The organism is Halopseudomonas salina, assembly GCF_008641105.1.
Map to the genome: position 1 here is coordinate 333,307 of NZ_VTTI01000006.1, position 21,274 is coordinate 354,580.

The 21,274-nt window shown below is 57.1% G+C and carries 20 protein-coding genes and 1 pseudogene; 11 read left to right on the forward strand and 10 right to left on the reverse strand.

Annotation, left to right across the window (positions count from 1 at the left end):
* Positions 1-48 precede the first annotated feature (48 nt).
* The 5 genes from FZF01_RS12410 to FZF01_RS12430 all read left to right on the forward strand — a co-directional run bounded on the left by FZF01_RS12410 (position 49) and on the right by FZF01_RS12430 (position 4,695).
* The gene (locus FZF01_RS12410; RefSeq protein ID WP_150278489.1) at positions 49-930 is read left to right on the forward strand and encodes a DUF368 domain-containing protein; all 882 of its coding nucleotides are present in this window, start codon (positions 49-51) and stop codon (positions 928-930) included.
* Between the two features lie 49 nt (positions 931-979).
* Positions 980-1,795: a peptidoglycan DD-metalloendopeptidase family protein gene (locus FZF01_RS12415; protein WP_223825498.1), complete on the forward strand. Its 816-nt coding sequence runs from the start codon at positions 980-982 to the stop codon at positions 1,793-1,795.
* Between the two features lie 153 nt (positions 1,796-1,948).
* Positions 1,949-3,016, forward strand: a complete 1,068-nt coding sequence (gene rpoS / locus FZF01_RS12420; protein WP_373286433.1) for an RNA polymerase sigma factor RpoS — start codon at positions 1,949-1,951, stop codon at positions 3,014-3,016.
* Positions 3,017-3,190: 174 nt separating this feature from the next.
* Complete coding sequence (locus FZF01_RS12425; protein WP_150278491.1) at positions 3,191-3,772, forward strand: LemA family protein; 582 nt, start codon at positions 3,191-3,193, stop codon at positions 3,770-3,772.
* Positions 3,769-4,695 (forward strand): E3 ubiquitin ligase family protein, encoded by a 927-nt coding sequence (locus FZF01_RS12430; protein ID WP_223825499.1) that lies wholly within the window; start codon positions 3,769-3,771, stop codon positions 4,693-4,695. Before FZF01_RS12425 ends, FZF01_RS12430 begins: the two co-directional genes overlap by 4 nt.
* 9 nt (positions 4,696-4,704) lie before the next feature.
* Here FZF01_RS12430 and FZF01_RS12435 read toward each other — a convergent pair whose 3' ends face one another.
* The 3 genes from FZF01_RS12435 to FZF01_RS12445 form a co-directional block, all read right to left on the reverse strand.
* Positions 4,705-6,771 (reverse strand): putative bifunctional diguanylate cyclase/phosphodiesterase, encoded by a 2,067-nt coding sequence (locus tag FZF01_RS12435; RefSeq protein ID WP_150278492.1) that lies wholly within the window; start codon positions 6,769-6,771, stop codon positions 4,705-4,707.
* Positions 6,772-6,980: 209 nt separating this feature from the next.
* Positions 6,981-7,562 (reverse strand): superoxide dismutase [Fe], encoded by a 582-nt coding sequence (sodB, locus tag FZF01_RS12440; RefSeq protein ID WP_150278493.1) that lies wholly within the window; start codon positions 7,560-7,562, stop codon positions 6,981-6,983.
* Positions 7,563-7,780: 218 nt separating this feature from the next.
* A complete protein-coding gene (locus FZF01_RS12445) occupies positions 7,781-8,383 on the reverse strand; it encodes a LysE/ArgO family amino acid transporter (protein ID WP_188434389.1) in 603 nt (200 codons plus the stop codon).
* A gap of 89 nt (positions 8,384-8,472) precedes the next feature.
* On the opposite strand from FZF01_RS12445, the gene FZF01_RS12450 reads away from it, so the two are divergent.
* Positions 8,473-9,375, forward strand: a complete 903-nt coding sequence (locus FZF01_RS12450) for a LysR family transcriptional regulator ArgP (RefSeq protein ID WP_150278495.1) — start codon at positions 8,473-8,475, stop codon at positions 9,373-9,375.
* Here FZF01_RS12450 and FZF01_RS12455 read toward each other — a convergent pair.
* A complete protein-coding gene (locus tag FZF01_RS12455) occupies positions 9,346-10,404 on the reverse strand; it encodes a saccharopine dehydrogenase family protein (RefSeq protein WP_223825500.1) in 1,059 nt (352 codons plus the stop codon). The genes FZF01_RS12450 and FZF01_RS12455 overlap by 30 nt on opposite strands.
* A gap of 215 nt (positions 10,405-10,619) precedes the next feature.
* Positions 10,620-10,976, reverse strand: a complete 357-nt coding sequence (locus tag FZF01_RS12460; RefSeq protein ID WP_150278496.1) for a hypothetical protein — start codon at positions 10,974-10,976, stop codon at positions 10,620-10,622.
* Between the two features lie 230 nt (positions 10,977-11,206).
* On the opposite strand from FZF01_RS12460, the gene FZF01_RS12465 reads away from it, so the two are divergent.
* Entirely contained in the window at positions 11,207-12,103 is an 897-nt protein-coding gene (locus FZF01_RS12465) for a coiled-coil domain-containing protein (protein WP_150278497.1), read from the forward strand.
* Positions 12,103-12,732 (forward strand): acyl carrier protein phosphodiesterase, encoded by a 630-nt coding sequence (locus FZF01_RS19740; RefSeq protein WP_150278498.1) that lies wholly within the window; start codon positions 12,103-12,105, stop codon positions 12,730-12,732. Before FZF01_RS12465 ends, FZF01_RS19740 begins: the two co-directional genes overlap by 1 nt.
* 197 nt (positions 12,733-12,929) lie before the next feature.
* Here FZF01_RS19740 and FZF01_RS19745 read toward each other — a convergent pair.
* Together FZF01_RS19745 and FZF01_RS12480 are read right to left on the reverse strand one after the other, a co-directional pair.
* Positions 12,930-13,469 (reverse strand): annotated as a pseudogene (locus tag FZF01_RS19745) (lysophospholipid acyltransferase family protein); the annotation flags it as partial.
* Entirely contained in the window at positions 13,466-14,239 is a 774-nt protein-coding gene (locus FZF01_RS12480) for a GNAT family N-acetyltransferase (RefSeq protein ID WP_150278500.1), read from the reverse strand. The gene FZF01_RS12480 and the pseudogene FZF01_RS19745, both read right to left, overlap by 4 nt.
* 184 nt (positions 14,240-14,423) lie before the next feature.
* On the opposite strand from FZF01_RS12480, the gene FZF01_RS12485 reads away from it, so the two are divergent.
* Together FZF01_RS12485 and FZF01_RS12490 are read left to right on the forward strand one after the other, a co-directional pair.
* Positions 14,424-15,206 carry an oxygen-binding di-iron domain-containing protein gene (locus FZF01_RS12485; RefSeq protein ID WP_150278501.1) on the forward strand — a complete coding sequence of 261 codons (783 nt, stop codon included), beginning with the start codon at positions 14,424-14,426 and terminating at the stop codon, positions 15,204-15,206.
* A 13-nt stretch (positions 15,207-15,219) separates the two neighbouring features.
* Positions 15,220-16,380, forward strand: coding sequence for a phospholipase D-like domain-containing protein (locus FZF01_RS12490; protein WP_150278502.1), 1,161 nt, complete (start codon positions 15,220-15,222; stop codon positions 16,378-16,380).
* A 62-nt stretch (positions 16,381-16,442) separates the two neighbouring features.
* Here FZF01_RS12490 and FZF01_RS12495 read toward each other — a convergent pair whose 3' ends face one another.
* Genes FZF01_RS12495 through FZF01_RS12505 form a run of 3 tightly spaced genes read right to left on the reverse strand, consistent with a single transcriptional unit; the run spans position 16,443 to position 19,282 of the window.
* Positions 16,443-17,207 (reverse strand): enoyl-CoA hydratase, encoded by a 765-nt coding sequence (locus tag FZF01_RS12495; protein WP_150278503.1) that lies wholly within the window; start codon positions 17,205-17,207, stop codon positions 16,443-16,445.
* Positions 17,208-17,241: 34 nt separating this feature from the next.
* Complete coding sequence (locus tag FZF01_RS12500) at positions 17,242-18,174, reverse strand: 2Fe-2S iron-sulfur cluster-binding protein (RefSeq protein ID WP_188434387.1); 933 nt, start codon at positions 18,172-18,174, stop codon at positions 17,242-17,244.
* The gene (locus FZF01_RS12505) at positions 18,167-19,282 is read right to left on the reverse strand and encodes a GGDEF domain-containing protein (RefSeq protein WP_150278505.1); all 1,116 of its coding nucleotides are present in this window, start codon (positions 19,280-19,282) and stop codon (positions 18,167-18,169) included. The genes FZF01_RS12500 and FZF01_RS12505 overlap by 8 nt, the downstream gene beginning before the upstream one ends.
* Positions 19,283-19,583: 301 nt before the next feature.
* Here FZF01_RS12505 and FZF01_RS12510 point away from each other — a divergent pair, with 301 nt between their 5' ends.
* The gene (locus FZF01_RS12510; protein WP_150278506.1) at positions 19,584-21,104 is read left to right on the forward strand and encodes a fumarate hydratase; all 1,521 of its coding nucleotides are present in this window, start codon (positions 19,584-19,586) and stop codon (positions 21,102-21,104) included.
* Positions 21,105-21,274 lie beyond the last annotated feature (170 nt).

Here is a 21,274-nt window from a genome sequence, read left to right on the forward strand (position 1 = left end):
CCGGACAGCTTCAGTTCCCTGTGTATCATATTTTTCAAAGGACTTGCCATGGGAGCTGCCGACGTGGTCCCCGGTGTTTCCGGTGGCACCATTGCTTTCATAAGCGGGATATACGAACGTCTGCTGGCTGCCATTGCGGCCTGTACGCCGGCCAAGGTTGTCTGGCTGTGTCAGGGGCGCTGGCGGGAGACCTGGACTGCTATCGACGGGACTTTCCTGGTTGTTCTGCTAGCGGGCATATTGACCAGTATCGCCAGCCTCGCCCGCGTAATCAGTTATCTGCTGGTGGCCTGGCCACAGCTGATATGGGCATTCTTTTTTGGTTTGATCCTGGTGTCCATATGGCTGGTGGGAAAGCAGATCGGTCGTTGGAACGCGAGTACTGTGGCCGCATTGATTGGTGGGGCGGTGTTTGCTTACCTGATTACGGTGGCAGTTCCGCTGCAATGGGAAGCGACCCCCCTGATGCTGTTCCTGGCCGGGTCCATCGCCATCTGTGCAATGATTCTGCCGGGCATCTCCGGTAGTTTCATTCTCCTGCTTTTGGGCCTTTACGGCGCAGTACTTGGCGCTGTGAAAGAGTTTGACGTGACCCTGTTGGGTATCTTCATGCTTGGCTGCGTGGCGGGGCTGCTGTGTTTTTCGAGACTGCTCGGGTGGCTGTTGAGTCACCTTCGACATATTACGCTGGCGTTTCTGACCGGGCTGCTCATCGGTTCGTTGAACATGGTGTGGCCCTGGAAGCAGACGCTCACCTGGCGGGAAAACAGCAAGGGTGAGTCCGTCGCGCTGCAGCAGGAGAACCTGTGGCCCATGCAATATGAATCCATCCTGGGGGAGCCTTCGTACTGGCAGGCCGGGTTGGCATTGATGCTGTTGGCCGTGGTATTAGTATTGGCGCTAGAGTGGTTGGGACGGCAAACAGATTGATGACCGCAACCTGATGCAATCCGCTGTTCAAACAGGCCAGGGGCCGTATGTGTCTGACGTGAGAACTGCCGTGTATGGAGCCAAGCAACTGGGTGTGCTGCTGCTCGCGCTCATGCTCACCGCCTGTGCCGGGCCATCGGGCATTGTGCCCATAGATGATCGTGGTCGCGGTGGTGGCAAACAGATGCAAACGGTCACCTCGGGTACGCATCGTGTTCAGCGAGGCGAGACCCTTTACCAGATTGCCTTCCGTTATGGCTGGGACTGGAAAGAGCTGGCCCGAGCCAACAATATGCGTGAACCCTATACCATTTATCCGGGTCAGGAAATCAGCTTGCGCCCGCAAGGCGGTAGCCGTGCGGTGGCTCCCCCGTTATCCACATCACGCCCTTCCACTCCACGGATCTCCACCCCTTCCGCACCAGATCCGACCCCTGTAGTGGTGCGTCCAGCGCCTTCAAAGCCCGTTGCCACCCCAAATCTCCCGGCGAGGGTCTCAGGCTGGAACTGGCCCGCCCAGGGGACATTGATATCGCGTTTTCAGTCAAACGGCAGTTTGAATAAAGGCATTGATATTGCGGGTAAACAGGGCCAGCCTATAAAAGCCGCAGCTGACGGTGCGGTGGTCTACGCGGGACGTGGATTGCTGGGGTATGGCGAGATGATTATCGTCAAGCACGACGAAACCTATCTTAGTGCCTACGCCCACAACAGCCTGTTGATGGTCAAGGAAGGCGACAGGGTCCGCTCAGGTCAGACCATTGCAGAGATGGGCAGCACCGGAACCGACCGCGTGAAGTTACATTTCGAAATACGTCGCAAGGGGCAGCCTGTCGATCCATTGGTTTATCTTCCCAAGTTGTAACCTTAATCAAGTAGTTGTAGGTGTAAACAGGGATGTAGTCTTACCGATAAGAACCATAGGCGGAATAAGTTGTCCGAATAATATGAAAGGCGCACCGGGCGTTACGGATGCGTACACCGCACGTGATATCGAACCGAAATGGGGCATGCAGGCATGGCGTTGAATGACAAAATGGAATCCGGGCAGGTTCTCGACGAGGAAACTGCAACGCTGGAAGGAAAAGTGAGCGCCAGCACCCACGCGTCGTCGCAGGATTCAGAGCCGGCCAGCTCCGAGTCGACCGAAAACAGTCCAGCTGACTGCAGCCCCACTGAATGCAGCCCAACCAAGCGTGCCCCCGTTACTCCCCGTACCCACAAGCGTGAGAACGCCTTCGAATTTACCAAGCAGCTGGATGCTACCCAGCTGTACCTGAATGAAATCGGTTTTTCACCGCTGCTGACCCCAGAAGAGGAAGTGCATTTTGCCCGTCTGGCACAGAAGGGTGATCCTGCGGGTCGCAAGCGGATGATCGAGAGCAACCTGCGCCTGGTAGTGAAAATTGCCCGACGTTACGTCAATCGCGGGCTGACGCTTCTGGACCTGATTGAAGAGGGTAACCTCGGCCTGATCAGGGCAGTAGAAAAATTCGACCCCGAACGGGGTTTTCGTTTCTCGACCTACGCCACATGGTGGATCAGACAGACAATCGAGCGGGCGATTATGAATCAGACCCGTACGATCCGGTTGCCCATTCATGTTGTCAAGGAATTGAATATCTATCTGCGTGCGGCTCGTGAACTGACTCAGAAACTTGATCACGAGCCGTCCCCGGAAGAAATTTCCCAGTTGCTCGACAAGCCCGTCGAGGATGTGAAGCGCATGCTGGGGCTCAACGAGCGCGTTGCCTCTATCGACATGTCCTTTGGCCCTGACTCGGACAAGACGCTGCTCGATACCCTGACTGACGAGCAGGCAACTGATCCCTGTGAGCTGTTGCAGGATGACGATCTCAATACGAGCATTGATCACTGGTTGTCCGAACTGAGTGAAAAGCAGCGTGAAGTGGTTACCCGCCGCTTCGGGCTACGAGGTCATGAAAGCAGCACGCTGGAGGAAGTGGGTCGGGAGATCGGTCTGACCCGCGAGCGGGTAAGGCAGATCCAGGTCGAGGCGCTCAAACGTTTGCGGGAGATACTCGAGCACCACGGTTTGAGCGGTGAGTCCATCTTCAGTAGTTGAGAACGTCACGATCGACGCTGAGTGCTAAGCCGGGCCATCTTATGGCCCGGCTTTTTCGTTTCTGCCAGTCTACCGGATAGACTGATTTCAGTATTTACAACCAGCCGAGTTGGGTTATAACGGTCGCAGGCATGCCGTGTCGGTAGCTGCCGGCAATAACAAGGAGACTTAATCATGGATCTGACCAGTCCACTTACTCTGGCGTTTATCGCAGTATTGATTGTGGCCTTTCTCTATGCGGCCCTGCTATATAACCAGCTTGTCAGTATCAAACATGCTGTCAGCAAGGCCTGGGCAAATATCGACGTGTTGATGCGTCAGCGCCACGACGAGCTCCCCAAGCTGGTAGAAGCCTGCAGACGTTATATGCAGCACGAACAACAGACCCTTGAAAACGTGGTGCTGGCCCGCAACGCGGTGGCAGAGGCGCGCGAACAATCGGACGTCAAGGGCCTGGGGCGTGCAGAAACCGCACTTCGAACCGGCCTGGGGCAGCTTTTCGCCCTGGCTGAGAATTACCCGGATCTCAAGGCGAACGAGTCGTTCATGCATTTGCAGTCGCGAATAACCGGTCTGGAAAGCGGTATCGCCGATCGTCGGGAGCTCTATAACGAGGCAGTGAACATCAATAATGTGCGGATCGAACAATTTCCGGATGTGCTGGTGGCGCGGATGTTCAGCTTCCAGCCTGCCGAACTCCTGCAGTTCTCTGAAGCCGAAACCGCCGATGTTGATATGCGCGCACTGTTTTCATGATCGATATACATGGCTTCATGGTGCTGTCAGTGGGCTATTACGCACTGATTCTGGCGATCATGACCGGGGTTACCCTTGCACTGCTTTATCGCACCTTTACCCGATTGCGCCGAGCACGCTGGATCGAGGATACCCCGACTTCGCGGATCAGGTCCGCGGCGCAGGGGCTGGTCGAGCTGAAAGGTCAATTGGATCCCGGTGGGCATACACCCCTGATATCACCACTGGGTGAGGTGGATTGCCTCTGGTACCGGTTTCGTGTGGAGGAGTACCGGCGCAGTGGCAAAAGCAGCCAATGGCGGACGGTCGAAGAAGGCTGTTCCGAGCGACCCTTCGTTCTGCGTGATGACACGGGTATCTGCTGGATTGCGCCCCAGGATGCGGAAGTCCACCCGAGTCGCGTGCGCCGGTGGGAAGGACACCGACGCTGGCCTGCGGGGCACGCATTGCGCACCGGTATTCTGGCCGGGCTGATCGGCAAGCGTTATCGCTATACCGAAGAATGGTTGGAAGAAGGGCAGATTCTTTACGCTCTGGGCTGGTTTGAGAGCCACGGCGGAGGGCGTCAGGTTACTGATCGTCAGGCTGTGGCGCGCCAGGTTATCGGACAGTGGAAGGCCGATTATCCAGACTTGCTTGCGCGCTTTGATCGCAATCGAGATGGCGAGCTGGATATGGCCGAATGGGAGAGGGTCCGAAAGGCTGCAGATCAGGAAGCCTCGAGACGGATAGGCGCCAAGTCTCTTGCACCCGTGGTGCATCAACTGGGCAAAGCACCTCACAGTGGTCTGCCGTTTCTCCTTTCTGACCATCATGAGGTAAAGCTGAGCAGGAAACTGCGCAGGCAGTCGGCATGGAGTCTGGCAGGGCTGGCGATAGCCGGCGGGACGGCAGGTTGGCTGTGGCTGGCGCTGATCGCCTGATACACAGCCTCAGATGATGCTTGAGGTGCGCTTGCGGGCTTCACTCACGGAATAGGTCTCCTGCCATTTGCGAAAGGCCGAAGCGGTCAATGGCTTGCTGTAGTAATAGCCCTGGCCCTCGTTGCACCCGAGGGCAACGATGTAGGCCTCCTGAGCAGCCGACTCCACCCCCTCGGCAATGACCTGCATATTCAGGCTGCGCCCCAGCTGGGCAATTGCTCTCACGATAGTGGCATCGTCCTCGTCTTCCAGCACATCAAGGACGAAACTCTTATCGATCTTGATCTTGTCCAGAGGCAGACCGCGCAAGTAGCTGAGTGAGGAATAGCCGGTTCCAAAATCGTCGATCGCAATCAGCACGCCCGCTTTCTTGAGGCTGTTGAGGTGACCTGCGGCTGCTGATATGTCTTCCATGAGGCCGGTTTCGGTGACTTCCAGCTCAAGGCAGTGAGGAGGCAGTTGGTAGCGCTGCATGACATTGCTGACAAGCTTGGAGAGGCCACCCTGATGAAGCTGGACGGTAGACAGGTTGACCGCCATCCGCAGGTTTTTCAGGCCACTGTCATGCCACTCACGCAGTTGCCGGCAGGACTGGTCCAGGACCCACTCACCGATGTCGATGATGCAGCCGTTCTGTTCCGCCAGGGGAATGAACAGATCGGGTGGAACCAGGCCCCGCTCGGGATGCTGCCAGCGCAGTAACGCTTCAACACCGACCACCTCGTGGGTGCTGTAGCTTACCTGGGGCTGGTAAACCAGATAGAACTCATTGCGCTGCAGTGCGCCGCGCAGGTCCTTGTCAAGTTCGCGGCGTACCCGCATCTCGCTGTCCAGGCTGGCGATGTAGAACTGGTAGCGATTACGCGAACGAGCCTTGGCCAGCATCATCGTCTGCTCGGCCTTTTGCAGCAGCTTTTCTGCGTCGTCGCCGTCGTCAGGAAAAAGGGTGATGCCGATGGTCGCGCGCAGGCTGATGCTCTGCTCTCCCAGCAGCATAGGGCGTGCAAGATCATCCAGAATGGTCTGTGCCAGTTCGGCAGCCTCATAGGGCTCATTGATCCCGGTCTGGATCAGAGCAAACTGATCACCACCCAGGCGTGCCAGGCTACCAAGCCGCCCACTGTTGGCGCGCAACCTGTCAGCTACGGCAACCAGCAGGCTGTCACCTGATTGATAGCTGAACTGTTCGTTCACTTCCTTGAAGTCGTCCAGCCCGCAGCACAGGATGGCTACCCCTCGCTGTCGACGGGCAGCGTCGGCCAGAATGCGTGTCAGCTGCTCCTGCAACATGGTTCGGTTGGGCAGGCCGGTAAGGGTATCGTGCTGGGACATGTGCAGCAGATTGGCCTCGGCCTCCCTGCGCTGGTGGGTGTTGCGTTCAATGGATTCGAGCAGTTCATTGGCTTTGTAAATCCAGATGCCCAGCTCGTTCTTTTCTTGTCCCGGCAACATCGGGATATGCATCTTGCCTGGATGGTCGGGATTGATATCGGCCAGATAGCCGATAATTTTTGACAATGGCCGGGTCAGAAGTATGTGATAGATCAGAAACAGGACCAGGGCCATTGCCAGTGCTCTCAGCATGCCCGAAATCATGATTATCATGGAGCGGTTGAGAAATTCCCGGCCATAGGGAACCGTATCGAGGGTCAGGCGCAGGTCGCCGTAGTATTCGTTGTAAGGTTCGCGGCCATGCAGTTCGATACTGTAATGCTGGTCGGTACCAAACAACCAGTCGGTCAGCGGTCGGTAGGCGTAGTCAACCAGTGGCCGTTCGCGGCTGGCAAGGGGTGTTTCATCAGGGTGACCTATCGAAGCGAAGCGCACCGCGTCATGTTCGAAAAGGCCTTCCACGACCTGTAGAGCCATCTCCCGGTCAAGACTATAAACCGCCTGCGTGGCCGGGTCGCGTGACATGGCGAGAATCTGTTTGGCGGTCGAATCGATCTGGCTGCGCTCTTTTACAAGCTCATAGAAGATCTGCCCCATACTTAATACCAGCCCGACCAGCAGCGCCCACATCAATACCAGGCGCAAGAGTTTTATCGAGAGGCTGTGTCTACGCTCCAGTTTCAACGTTGTTATTCCAGACTTATTGGTCGACGGGAGAATCAATTGGTCAGCGGAATTCCTGCCTACCATCTTAATACCGTGCTTGAAGCTGCTTTTCAAGCGACGAGTATCCACATTGTAACCAATTGCGTCAAAGCCCGGGCGTCATTTTTCAGACCACAAACAAAACACCCCGCACGGGGCGGGGTGTAGGGCTACAGCAGGTTGGTGCTTCAGGCAGCGAGATTTTTCGCTACGAAGTCCCAATTGACCAGATTCCAGAACGCTTCCAGGTACTTCGGGCGAGCGTTGCGATAGTCGATGTAGTAAGCGTGTTCCCATACGTCGCAGGTCAGCAAGGGGTGTTCGCCGGCAGTAATAGGATTGCCTGCACCGATGGTGCTGGCTAGACCAAGTGAGCCGTCTGGCTTCTTCACCAGCCAGGCCCAACCGGAACCGAAGGTACCGATAGCGGTATTGGTGAACTCTTCCTTGAATTTGTCGAAGGAGCCGAATGCCTTGTTAATGGCGTCAGCGAGCTCGCCAGTTGGCTCGCCACCACCGTTGGGGCTCAGGCAGTTCCAGTAGAAAGTGTGATTCCATACCTGAGCAGCATTGTTGAAGACACCGCCGGAGGAAGTCTTGACGATGTCTACCAGATCCTTGTCTGCATATTCAGTGCCCTTGATCAGGTCGTTGAGTTTGCCGACGTAGGTGTTGTGATGCTTACCGTAATGGTATTCGAGGGTCTCTGCCGAGATGTGGGGTTCCAGAGCAGATTTCTCATAGGGCAGTGCTGGTAATTCAAAAGCCATGTGTTGTCTCCATTTCAGGTATCAGGGAACGTAAAAAAGAACCCCTGGATTACGAATTCAGTGTGTTACCGGCAGGCTGTAAATAAATGCCTGCCCGATGACGCCTCTTTTCTGCGGACGTTGCCCGTCTGTCAATGCACGGTTGCCTTGATGATAGCACCTGAAACCGGTGCTATCCACGCACCTTCCGTGTGGGTATGGCGTTGGTGCCGCTCTGTTCAAGGCCTGGCCAGCCCCCAGGCAACAATCAGCATCATAATGGCGACGCCGCCATCAATCACACGCCAGGTGGCAGGTCTGGAAAGCCACGGCGCAAGCCGGGCGCCCGCCACAGCCAGGCTGGTGAACCAGAGTATAGAGGCACTTACCGCTCCTGCTGCAAAATACAGGGGAAAGCGCTGTTGCGCGCCAATGGCGCCAATCAGCACTACCGTATCCAGGTACACGTGAGGGTTTAGCAGGGTTACTGCCAGGGTGCTCAACAACACTGATCGGCGGGACCTCATCGGTTGCTGATCTGCACGCAGAACCTGAGGCGAAAACGCTCGCCGCAACGCCAGAAGAGCATAGCTGACGAGAAAAGCCACTCCACCCCAGCGGGCGAGTTGCATGGCCAGGGTCGAATGCTCCAGTAATGCTGCCAGCCCGAAAACACCGGCAAGAATCAGCACCGCATCGCTGACCATGCACACCAGTGCGGCGCTGTAATGATGTTCGCGTTTCAGGCTTTGGCCAAGCACAAAGGCGTTCTGGGCACCAATTGCGATAATAAGTCCGGCTGCGACGAATAGACCGTTCAGATAGCCTTCAATGACTGACATTACTGCTCTCCCTTTTAGTAAAAACGGATCTTGCAGTCTTAAATGTGATAAGAAAAACAAATAATACTTATCATGCATAAGGAGAAGTAATGTTTGATTATAAGCTGCTCGAGGCGCTTGCAGCGGTGGTGGAGCAGGGTGGGTTCGAGAGAGCAGCACAGGTGCTGGGTTTATCTCAGTCGGCAATCTCCCAGCGGATCAAATTGCTCGAGTCCAGGGTGGGGGCCCCGGTGCTGCTGCGTCTAAGTCCTCCTCTGGCTACACCAGCAGGACAGCGCTTGCTCAACCACGCCCAGCAGGTGAGGTTGCTCGAGCGGGATCTTGGACAGGACCTGCCTATGGTGGGGGACGAGCAGGGGCCAACACGGCTACGTATCGCCCTGAACGCCGATAGTCTGGCGACCTGGTGGGCGCCCGCTGTGGCGGATTTCTGTGTCCGCGAGCAGATGCTGGTGGATCTGGTGACGGATGACCAGGAGGTTGTACTGCGCCGGATGCGCGCGGGTGATGTCGCCGGGTGCGTGTGCGCCACGGCAGAGCCAGTGGCCGGTGCCCGGTCCGTGCCGCTGGGCAGCATGCGCTATCTCGCGGTCGCCAGTGCTGCGGTCCTGGGCAGAGAGCATCAAGGGTTGCGTGATCCCGCCGCAGTGTTACGCATTCTGCCGGCGGTGGTATTTGGCCCGGATGATCAACTGCAGCATCGATTCTTGAGCGAGATTGGTCACAAGGGCGACTTTCAACACCACCTGTGCCCGTCCTCGGAGGGTTTTGTGCGCATGCTGTGTGCCGGCATGGGCTGGGGCATGGTGCCAGCCTTGCAGATACAACCACAGCTGCGCAGCGGCGAGTTGTGTGAAGTGCTGCCTGGCCGGCATGTGGATGTGCCGTTGTTCTGGCATTACTGGCGTCATGGCGGGAGGCTGCTGGAGGCTCTGACCCGCTGCCTGATAATCCAGGCCCCGTTACTGTTGGCTGACGGTCATATTGCCTGACCCGGGCAGGCGTTCTACGCAGCGCGCGCCCATTAGCCTCGACGGCGTGAAATAGCCCGGGGCATTTTCCGTTTCCAGAACATGTTTGATTGCCATCAGCACGCCGTGGACCGTCACGTCATAGCCGTTGGCGGTTTCAATTCGGGCGGTAACTTTCTTGCCGGCACGGTTTTGCGCCTCACCCCATACATAGGTTCGGGCCTTTTCCCGCTGGTGTACATCTGGACCCTTTACGCGTTTGCCCGCCATGCGTTTTAACAGTGCCTGTACAGGCGGCAGACCCAGTAAAGGGCGCAGTTTATCGAGCTTGCGCAGTCGCGCGGCGGCACTTGGGGCCATCGGTATGAATACTTCTATGTTGTCGATGCCGGTGGTGTACCAGGCCGTGGCAATATCGCCCCATGGAATAGTTACAGCAAACTTGCTGCCGTTGCCGAAATCGATTTCCCGGCTCTGCCACGCCAGAGGTACGCTGCGGATCTTGTCCTTCTCACGGATCTTGCCACCCATCTTGAGACCTTCAACCGAGGTTTTCGCCGTGCCTGGGGAAAATCCGCTGCGAGTATCGAACCCCAGTGCGAGGCGATCAGCGTCGGGCAGTTCGGCTTTCAGCGTAGCGGCCACGCAATCGGTTGGAATCACATCGAAGCCCACCCCGGGGCATATAACGATATCTGCCGCTACTGCATCGGCATGTCGTGCCTGTGCCTCGACGAATACATCGATCTCGCCAGTGATATCAAGATAATGGCAATGGTTGGCAAGGCAGGCATCAATCATGGGTTGGCTGGTGGCGGAAAAGGGGCCGGCGCAATGGGCGACTGCGCTCATGCTCTCAAGTCCTGCAACGGCTGCCGCAGCATTGCGTAGATCAAAAATGCGGTACTCCAGGCCAAGCTCAGTCGCGAGCTTACTCACCGCAGCGCGATTGCGTCCGGCCAGAACAGGGCTGAGGCCTTGCTTCTTGGCTTCACGCGCAACCAGCGTGCCGGTGTAACCGTTAGCGCCATAAATCATCCATTGCTGCATTGTCGATTCCTGTTTCAATTGCCATGCCACAAGCTGGGCTTCTTGCTCCAAAGGGTAACGGCTGGGGTCTGCCGGCGCCAGTGGTGAGCATGATGTGATACAGCATATCGACAACAGAAGAGGACGGAGATTGCCCCTCGGGCATTCAGGTAGCGGGAATCAGTGGATTTGTGGTTGGCTTGTTTTTGCGGCGCTATAGCACGGAGGCTACACCATCACTGGCGTACAACCTGACCCCGGTAGATGCGCACGGTCGATGGACCTTGTGGCCGACTGGCTGGCGCAGCTTCGGCTGTATTTATTCCCTGCATCAGCCGTTGCCTGGAGGCAATAGCACCCTGGCCAAAAGCGGCTGGCTGCTCAGGCTCGGGTTCAATCCGGATCATGTTCAGGAGACGCTGACCGAGTTCGCGAATGTCGCTCTGTTGGCTTGATGTGCTGAGCTGAATCATGGCGTCGGCCGCCCCTTCTTCGCTCATTCGAATAGTCACGCCCAGTTCCTGTTTTAGGCGGCGACGCAGGATAGTCATGCATTCCAGTGTAGAACGATTGAATTGTGCTTCAGTAAACATGCTGCTTCCCCCTGCGGACGATCCAGGTAAATACCGGGATTCTAGCCAAGCAGGCACTAAACAAGCAGAATACGTACCAATACGACGGGTGGCCGGAAACCCCGGCTCTGTAGCCTATCAGATGCTTTGAACAGTAATTTTCAGTTGCTTCAATGCATCCCTCTGGGGCGCGCTGCACCGCTCTGGCGCAGGGCTTTGGCGCTGTCGGTCCATTTCAAGCGAGGTGCTAGATGAAACAACGCAATCCAGATGAAGGTCTTACCAGCTTCCGGGCAACCGATGATGCTGATCCGCTGGATGCGCGCGCGGTAGAGAATATCCGTACGCCGGTCCGGATGGAGTCACGCGATTCAGGAACGGGTGCGCTATGGGCACTCTGCGGCGCCTTGACCCTGTCTCTGGTGGGCTTTGGTTACTGGAGTCATCAGCAGCAGACCAAATTGCAGCAGCAGCTGGTCGCCACGCAGAACAGTTTTGCTCGCATAAGCGAAGAGGCCGCCGGGCGTATTCAGGATGTGACCGGCAAGCTGAGCGCTACCGAATCTTCCCGCACGGTGGCCGAGCAGTCCCGCGAGGAGCGGCTCACGGGGATGCAGCGGCAATTGACCGAACTTGCCGAACGAATAGTGGCCCAGGACCGCTTGATCCAGGCTGCCAATGCAACGGACGACGAACTTGCCGGAAGGCTGGAAACGCAACGTGAGAACCAGCAAACGCTGACAACCCAGACAGGCGAGTTGGCCGAACTGGTTGCTGCCCAGGCAGACAGGATTACCACGGCCGAAGCTCAGGCGGCCGGCAACGCCACGCAGCTGGAAGGGATTGCCAATCAGATAGCCGGTTTGAACGACAGCCTGGCACAACTCCAAGAACTGGAAGGTGAACTGGCATCGCAGTCACGCACGACTGCAGCGCTGGCGCAGCGCTTGGAAGCTCTGGCGGAGGAGGGCGCGGGGGCGAATATCGAACAGGAGCTACTGGTGCTGCGCACTGAAATGGAAGAGAGGCAGAACTATAACCAGGAGGCCTTGCAGTCGATAGATGCCTTCCGCAGGCAGATCAACCGCACCATCGTGACGCTCAAGGAGCAGATAGCCAACCTCCAGCAACAGCTCGCCCGTTCCTGATGAATTATCTGGCCCATCTGTTTCTGGGTCCGCGGGACCCTGAACAAGCTCTGGGCAGCCTGCTCGGCGACTTTGTGCGTGGGCCGGTAGGCACGCTCGATCTGCCCTTAGGGGTGCGTCAGGGAATCTGGTTGCATCGGCGTATCGACAGCTTTACCGATGCCCATGCGGTAGTAGCCATGAGCAAAACCAGGGTCTCTACCGAACGCCGACGTTACGCCGGCATCATGATCGATATGTTCTATGACCATCTGCTGGCTCGACACTGGGACCGGTTCACTGATCAATCGATCAGGGATTTTACCCGGGAAATGTATGGCCTGCTGCTCTCCCAGCGCGAAGTCATTCCCGCCAACGCATGGCCGGTCATTTCACGCATGGCCGAGCAGGACTGGTTGAGTAGCTATGCACGTATCGGTTCACTGCACCGGGCGCTGGACAATATCTCCCTGCGCCTGCGCAGGACCAATCCGTTGCCGGGATCTGCCGGTGAGCTGGAGCGTGACTATGCTGCGTTTGAAGCAGACTTTCTCGCGTTCATGCCGCAGGTTATCGCCTTCGCGGGCTCGCAGGATCTGACTCTCGGCGCTGCGACAACCTCGCCCGTTTCGACCAGCCCGAGTGCTTGAACCACCGCGCCCTGAGCTGCGCGAGCCAGTTGGTTGCGATTGTGCGTCTGGCACTGCACCAGTGGCAGAAAATGCAGCTCAACATCGATCGGTGCACTGCCCAGCAGGCGCAGCAGATGCCTGGAAAATTCATCATCATCGATAAACGGAGCCAGCAGGTCTCGCTGGCCGTCGCGCCGGTAGGCAATGGCCACTGGCTGCAGCGGAGTTTGTGATTCGATGGCGCAACTCATCAGACGGCCGTGGAAAGCTCTTACCCGGTCACCTACGGTTGTCGTGCCCTCGGCAAAGATTACCAGGCTTTCCCCCTGCTCCAGGGCATCACGCAACTGCGTATGTAGGGTCTGCCCACCGGCCTGGCCGCGTTGGATAAACTGAGTTCCGGCGGCGCTGGCCAGCCAACCGACAACCGGCCAGTGGCGAACTTCTGCCTTGGAGAGGAAATGCACCGGTGACTGGGCACCGATTGCCACGATATCAAGCCAGGACACGTGGTTGCTGACCAGCAGTGCTGTCTCTTTAGCCGGCGTGCCATGACGGTGGATTCGCAGGGGTAATATGCCAATCAGGCCGCGCATCCAGAGACAGGTCAGGCTGTTGCGGTAGCGCTGGGTCGTATTCCTGGCAACCCTGTCTCCGATTGCGACGCAAGCGGTTAAAAGCAGTCCGATCAATAACCAGCCAACCACCAGCGGAATACGCCAGAGCCGGCGCAAAATCGGCATCGGATCGCTCATCGGTTGATTTCCACCTGTTCACCGGCCTTGAAGTGACGGGCGTAGCGCGGGCACAACTGTTCGCGGCGCAGCAGAATAAATACATCTGCCACGTTGAACTCCGGATCCCAGCAGGGCTCGCCACAAATTTTCGCGCCCAGGCGCATATAGGCCTTGAGCAGTGGCGGCATCTGCGCCGTCACGTTCTCTGGCAAGTCCATCTCGGGCAACGGTAGACGTGGAATTGCATTCAGCCATTCACGGCTAAGGTACCGGCCCCTGAGCCGCTGCATCACAGCCTGCGCCTGTATGCCACCGTCAGCCATGCTCACGCTGGCGCAGCCCATCAGGTATTCGTAGCGGCGTTCATTCATCAATTGCGCCAGACCAGACCACAATACTGAAATGGTCGCACCGTTACGGTAGCGAGCATGCACGCAGGTACGGCCAATTTCCAGAACACCACCGCGAAGCTGCGGAAGGCCGACCAGCTGGAACTCGCCTTCGCTGTAAAAGCCGCCAGCCCGCTGCGCGCCCTTGCTGTCAAGCAGCCGGGTAGTGGCAACCACTTCACCACTAATCAGGTCGCGAACAACCAGGTGCTCGCAGTGCAGATCAAAAGCATCCTTGTCCAGGCGGCTTCCGGCATCGGCCAGGTTGGCCCCGCATTCTTCGCTGAAAACCTGGTAACGCAGGGCCTGGGCGGCTTCAAGCGTTTCTGGGTCCTGCACCAGCTCAACAATAAGGTGTTGGGCAGGGGATAGTTCGGTGGCGTACGCGGTATTGGACATCAGGCACCTCCGTCGGGTCGGCCTCTGGTTGTTTCCTGATTGAGGCTATGGCAATGGCGTGTCAGAGATGTGAATGGACTGTTGCGATTGGATGACAGGGGTTCGCCCGGTTGATACAGGTCAGTACCCCGTCGGCCCTGCTCATTTATAAAGGCGGCACTTTCTCAGTTGCGAGGTGCAAGACATGAACAGTTCAGCCAGGGTGCTGTTTGATAATGGGCCGCACAAGGTACTGTGCTTTGATCAGCTGGTGACCGGAGATGGCGTCCAGTCCAACCAGTTTCTGATCATCGATCACGATGAGCACGCGTTGCTGGATCCTGGTGGAGATCTGACGTACATGCCCCTTTCCATGGCTGTGAGCCGGCATATTCCCCTGCGTGATCTGACCTACGTGTTTGCCTCCCACCAGGATCCCGACATCATCGCGTCCCTGGATAAATGGTTTCTGCATACCCGGTGTCGGGTAGTCTGTTCCAAGCTCTGGGCGCGCTTTCTACCCCATCTGTCGGCGGGCTTCCTGACGCGTAACGAGGGCACCAGCACCACCGAACGGATGATTGCCGTGCCTGACAGAGGCCAGAATATTCCCCTGGGGCAAACGGTCATCAAGGCATTGCCTGCGCATTTTCTGCACTCTGTGGGCAATCTGCAGTTCTTCGATCCGATTAGCGGCATTCTCTTTTCCGGTGATATGGGCGCCTCGATGGTGGATGACGCCGAACCGGTACAGGATTTCAGTGTCCATCTAGCCACCATGGAGGGTTTTCATCGGCGTTATATGGCTGGCAATAAAGCCTGCAGGTTGTGGGCGAACATGATTCGTACGCTCAAGCCCACGATGATAGTGCCGCAACACGGCCGGCCATTTGTAGGCCCTGTTATGATTGCCGCGTTTCTGGACTGGATCAGCCAGTTGCAATGTGGGCTCGATCTGCTGGACCAGGACGACTACCGAATTCCCTGACAAGAGGCGGGATATGACAGTACCCATTTACCCCTGGCGACAAGACAACCGGTTCGAGCTAGCGGTAGATGGGGAGGTTTTTTTCCCGAAAATACTTGAAGCCGTAGCCCAAGCTGAGGCCACCATCGATATAGAGCTTTATCTGGTGGAGTCGGGTGAGGCAACAGCTATAGCCATAAAAGCCTTGTTGGCGGCTGTCCGTCGCGGCGTCAGGGTGCGTTGTCTGTTCGACGATCTGGGCAGCAGTGAGTTTACCGAAGCCGAACGAGCAGAATTACGGGATGGCGGGGTAGACCTGCGAATCTACAACCCTCTGCGGTGGAAGCGCGGACTGGCCAACCTGCATCGCGACCATCGCAAGATTCTGGTGTTTGATAATCAGATGGCGATGATTGGTGGGTTCGGGCTGTCGGATGAATTCTGCCTGGCCAGTGAAAGCGGTCGTACGCGCTGGCATGATCAGATGCTGGCAATAACCGGACCGGTAGTGGCCGACTGGCAGATGTTATTCGAGCGTGCCTGGCAGCAAGCCGATGGCCCGCGGTTATCCGCATCGAGGATGGTTGATCGGGGGGATAAGCGGCCGCCACCACCGTCCGGGGTGCAAGGCTGGGCACGCGTTGCCCATCTAGATTCACGCCTTAACAACGAGGTGCTGCAAGCCCTGCTGGTGAGCGTGCGCCAGTCAGAAAAACGGGTATGGCTGGCTACCCCTTATTTTCTGCCAGCCTGGAGAGTCCGCAGAGCGCTGCAGAAGGCGGCCCGCCGCGGCGTCGATGTACGCCTGCTCCTATGCGGCCAGATAATGGATCATCCACCGGTGCGTTATGCCGGGCAACGCTATTACAGCCGTCTTCTCAAGGCTGGAATTCGGATTTTCGAATATCAACCACGCTTCCTGCATCTCAAGTCCGCGCTGGTTGATGATTGGGTGTCACTGGGTTCCTGCAATTTCGATCATTGGTCGCTGCACTGGAATCTTGAGGCCAATCTGCATGCCCACGATCGGCATCTGACTGCAAAGGTGCAGGACACTTTCGAGAAAGACTTTTCCGAGAGTCACGAATGGACCCTGGACGCATGGAAGGATCTGCCCTTCAGCCACCGGTTGAAGATTCGGATCTGGGGTCAGATCAACCGCTGGGTAACCATGTGGTTCAACATCAAGCGCTAAGGGCCCTCAGGCAGATATGTATCCTGCACGAGTGCCCATGGCCGAGCTGTGAAAATACGAACTCAGGCGAAAGCGGGTTTGCGCTTCTGAATGAATGCACTCAGCGCTTCTCGTGCTTCCGGTCCCTTCAGCAGGTCGGCAAAATAGTCGCCTTCACGATCCATCACTTCCTCTGCCACCTTCGTAACACCCTGTTTTAACAGTTTTTTGCTCAACTGAATGGAGCCAGGTGGCAGTTGCGCGATACGCAAGGCTGCGGCGCGGGCTGCTTCGTGTACGGGCGTGCCGGCGGGGAGGGCGTGGTTGGCAAGGCCTATCTCTGCGGCGCGTTGACCACTGATGGTCTCGCCGAGCAGCAGAAGCTCGGCTGCGCGCAGGTGCCCCAGCAAGCGAGGCAAGAGGAAACTGGAGCCTGCCTCGGGGCACAGACCAAGATTGACGAAGGGCATTTTCAGTTTCGCATTGTCGGCGACGTAAACCAGGTCGCAATGCAGCAGCATGGTTGTGCCCACGCCGACTGCTGGTCCGTTTACCGCTGCAATCAAGGGTTTGGATGCATGGCAGATGGCCTTGAGAAACTCGTATACCGGGCTGTTGGGTCCGGCAGGAGGCACGTCAATGAAGTCGGCTACATCGTTGCCGCTGGTAAAGCAGCTTTCGTCACCCTGAATAATGACCGCGCGCAGACTATCGTCGGACTGTGCGGCATTTATCGCTTCAGCCATCGCGCTATACATGTCGCGAGTCAGAGCGTTCTTCTTGTCGGGCCGGTGCATGCTCAAGGTCAGTACGGCTTCACTACGATCTACTAACAGATGTTCACTCATTGCAGACTCCTGGCGTTCAATACCGCCAGGACTGTCATGTCTGGCGGCTGAGAAAAGCTTCGTCGATAATCTGCCGGCCTGGCAGACCGGCCATGAAAAGGGGTTTGCGCACCTGTTCGACAAATGCGGGTGGTCCGCAGACTAGCGCCAGTGTGGATCGCGAGGCAAGTCGCAGTTGTGTCAAATCTGCCGCCAGTTCGGTCCCGGGCCGCAAGTGCAGGGTGAGATCGGGGTGGTTCTCTGCCAGGTCTCGCAACGCCCCCTCCAGATAGCAGCCGTGTTTGTCGTGCCAGTGATACAGCTGTATTGGCGCATGATGATTCAGTGCGAAGGCTTGCCGGGCTATTGCCTGCAAGGGTGCCAGCCCTGTGCCGGCAGCCAGCAGGAGGAGGGGTTTATCCTGCCAGTCCGGGTCGTAGTGAAAATGACCGCCGGGAGCGCCAAGGTATATTCTGTCTTCGGGCTTGAGGGACTGTATTTTGTCTGAGAAGGCGCCGAATCGATGCAGCTTCAGGTGGAAGGTCAATTCCGCTTCATCTGGCAGGCTGGCTATCGAGTAGGGTCGGCCCAGGGCCTCATCCAGCCAGATCACCATGTGTTGCCCGGGTTTGAATCGCAGCGGACGGTCCGGCTTTATCCGCACAATCAATGTGTTTTCGGTTGCCTGATGAGTCGATACCAGCTTTGCGCCAAGCCCGTCCCTCGCGGGATCGTGGAGCTTGATGTGCATGTTTTCGAGTACCGGGCACTGGCACGCAAGCACCCAGCCGGACTCGCGTTGTTCCGGATTCAGGCCCTTAACAGCGTTGATAGGCACGGCGCCGTCCAGGGTCTGCACCAGACACGTCTGACAATGTCCCGCGCGGCAAGACCAGGGCACCCTCTGCCCGGCGGCGAGTAGGGTGTCGAGCAGGTTGTCTCCGGCCATGGCCTGTATGGCGATATCCCCAATGCGTATCTCAGGCATAAGCCTCTTCATACACCTCGCAGCGGTTACGTCCGTTATCTTTGGCACAGTACAGCGCTTCGTCAGCCTGATTCAGACGTTTTTCCAGGTTGTCATCCGGTCTTACCAGATTCAGGCCGGCCGACAGAGTGCAATAAACTTCGGCCCCTGCCACGTTATAGCAGGTGCCAGCAAAACAGGTGCGAATGCGTTCTATGCATTGATGTAACGCAGCGAGGTCGGAATTGTCGAGCATGACGACAAACTCCTCGCCACCGAAGCGTGCCACCATGTCTTCTTCGCGTAGATTCTGACGAGCGACCTCGGCAAAGCCCTTGAGGACTTCATCGCCGGCGGCATGGCCGTGGATATCATTGATTTTCTTGAAATGATCCAGGTCGATCAGGGCAATCCCGACCTTTCGGCCCGGGGTCAACAGGGTGATGCGCCGTCGCGCTTCACTGAGAAAATAGCGCCGATTGGCCAGGCCGGTGAGCCCATCCGTATCAGCCAGGCTTTGCAATTGCCCCATCATGTCTCGGAGAGTTGTCTGATGGGTTTGCAACACGTTATGCCGGCGTTGCAAACGGCTGCGGAGCTCGCGTATGTAGCTACAGAAGAAGCTTAGCCAGCCGGTAAAACACGCCAGTACAAACCACTCCAGCAGGTGTACGGTCAGCGCCTGGGTACTGTCATCCTGAAAGGTATTGAAGAGGATCAGCGTGCCATACAAAATCAGGGCGAGACCGGCATGGGTCAGGAAGGCGCGACGTGATAGCTGAAAAACGCCAAAAAGCAGGATGATCGGATAGATCATGATCAGGCTGCCGCGAAACTCTCCGCTGAAAGCGAGCAGATAGGTAAGCAGCAACATGGCGATGACCATCTGCAAACTGGTCAGGCTGGGATCCTTGAAACGCAGGTTGAGCCCACTCTTCAGAATGCCGAAAAGGACGGCCTGCAGGCTGAAGCCGAGCAAAACGTGACTCGCGGCCATGGCCCCGCTAGCGTTGTATTGCCCTGCAAGCCAGGCGGCACCGATAACTACGTAGGTGATAGCGTAGCTGAGCTGTGCCAGGTAGAACCTTTGCAGCCGTAGCGCCTGAAATTTGGATTCATTGCTATCCATGTCGGAAAGGCTATCCCTTTATTTTTGTGGTTTACATGATGGCACTTTGATACTAATTGTTACTGTAAACCTGCTTTGGTCGTTTGAACAGGCTGATTATGCGCATTGGGGCCTTTGGGAGATTACGCCTTCGAACTTGCTCGGTTATACTGCGCGACCCGATTAGCCACAATAGCCAGGGTCGGTCCGCTTATCGGACCTTCCGGCGCTTATCCGTGAATCTGGCAGCGTCGTCTTCACCCATCATGCTCCCTATGATGCCGACGCACTGCCCTTCGCCCAGAAGAGGAGCCACTCCAGCATGGCCGCAATCAAGCAGAATGACCTGATCCAGAGCGTAGCGGATGCGCTACAGTACATCTCCTATTATCACCCGGTAGATTTCATTCAGGCTGTGCATGAGGCCTATCTTCGGGAGGAGTCTCCAGCCGCCCGTGATGCCATGGCTCAGATTCTGATCAACTCGCGCATGTGTGCTACTGGCCACCGCCCCATATGTCAGGACACCGGAATCGTCACGGTGTTCGTGAAAGTTGGCATGAATGTGCGCTGGGATGATGCCACCATGGGTCTGGACGATATGATCAACGAGGGTGTTCGCCGCGCTTACAATCTGCCGGAGAACGTGCTGCGTGCGTCGATCCTCGCCGATCCTGCCGGCAAGCGTACCAATACCAAAGACAACACGCCTGCGGTGATTCATTACCAGATGGTCCCGGGTGACACCGTCGAGTTTCATGTGGCGGCCAAGGGTGGTGGCTCCGAGAACAAGTCCAAGATGGTCATGCTCAATCCGTCCGATTCGATAGTTGACTGGGTTGTAAAAACGGTTCCAACCATGGGCGCGGGCTGGTGCCCGCCGGGCATGCTGGGGATTGGTATTGGCGGCACCGCCGAGAAAGCGGCGGTGCTGGCCAAGGAGTCGCTGATGGACTCCATCGATATTCACGAGCTGCGCAAGCGTGGTCCGCAGAACCGGGTTGAGGAGCTGCGCCTGGAGATCATGGACAAGGTCAATGCACTCGGGATTGGCGCCCAGGGTCTGGGTGGTCTGACTACCGTTCTGGACATCAAGATCAAGGATTACCCGACTCATGCGGCCAGTCTGCCGGTGTGCATGATTCCCAACTGCGCGGCGACTCGTCACGCACATTTTGTACTTGATGGCACGGGTCCGGCCGTGCTTGAGGCGCCTCCGATGGATGCCTACCCGGATATCACCTGGGAAGTCGGTACCGGTGTGCGTCGGGTGAATCTGGATACGCTGACGCCAGCGGATGTGCTTGAGTGGAAGACCGGTGAGACCGTTCTGCTCTCCGGCAAGATGCTGACCGGCCGTGATGCGGCCCACAAGCGTATGGTCGAGATGCTCAACAACGGTGAGAAGCTGCCGGTCGATCTGAAGGGCCGCTTTATTTACTACGTTGGGCCTGTTGATCCAGTTCGCGAGGAGGTGGTCGGGCCTGCTGGTCCTACGACTGCGACCCGTATGGACAAGTTCACCCGCCAGATTCTGGATGAGACCGGCTTGCTTGGCATGATCGGGAAGTCTGAGCGTGGTCCGATTGCGATCGAGGCTATCAAGGATTACAAGGCGGTTTATCTAATGGCGGTTGGCGGTGCGGCTTATCTGGTTGCTCAGGCGATCAAGAAGGCGGAGGTGCTGGCTTTCCCTGAGATGGGTATGGAAGCTATCTATGAGTTCGAGGTCAAGGATATGCCGGTAACCGTGGCGGTCGATACCAAGGGCGAGTCGGTACATATCACTGGGCCGGCGATTTGGCAGAAGAAGATTGCGGACAGCCTGGCGGTCGAGATCTGATACTACGCTTTGTTGATTGTTTGAAAGGCCCCGGTTCTGGATTGGAATCGGGGCTTTTTATTGTTTGCTTGTTTATTTAAGTCGGCGCGCCCGCTCCCACCCTGCCAGGCTGTGCGCTCAACCTGCAATTCTCACCCCGGTCATTCTCGCGAAGGCGGGAATCCATTTTG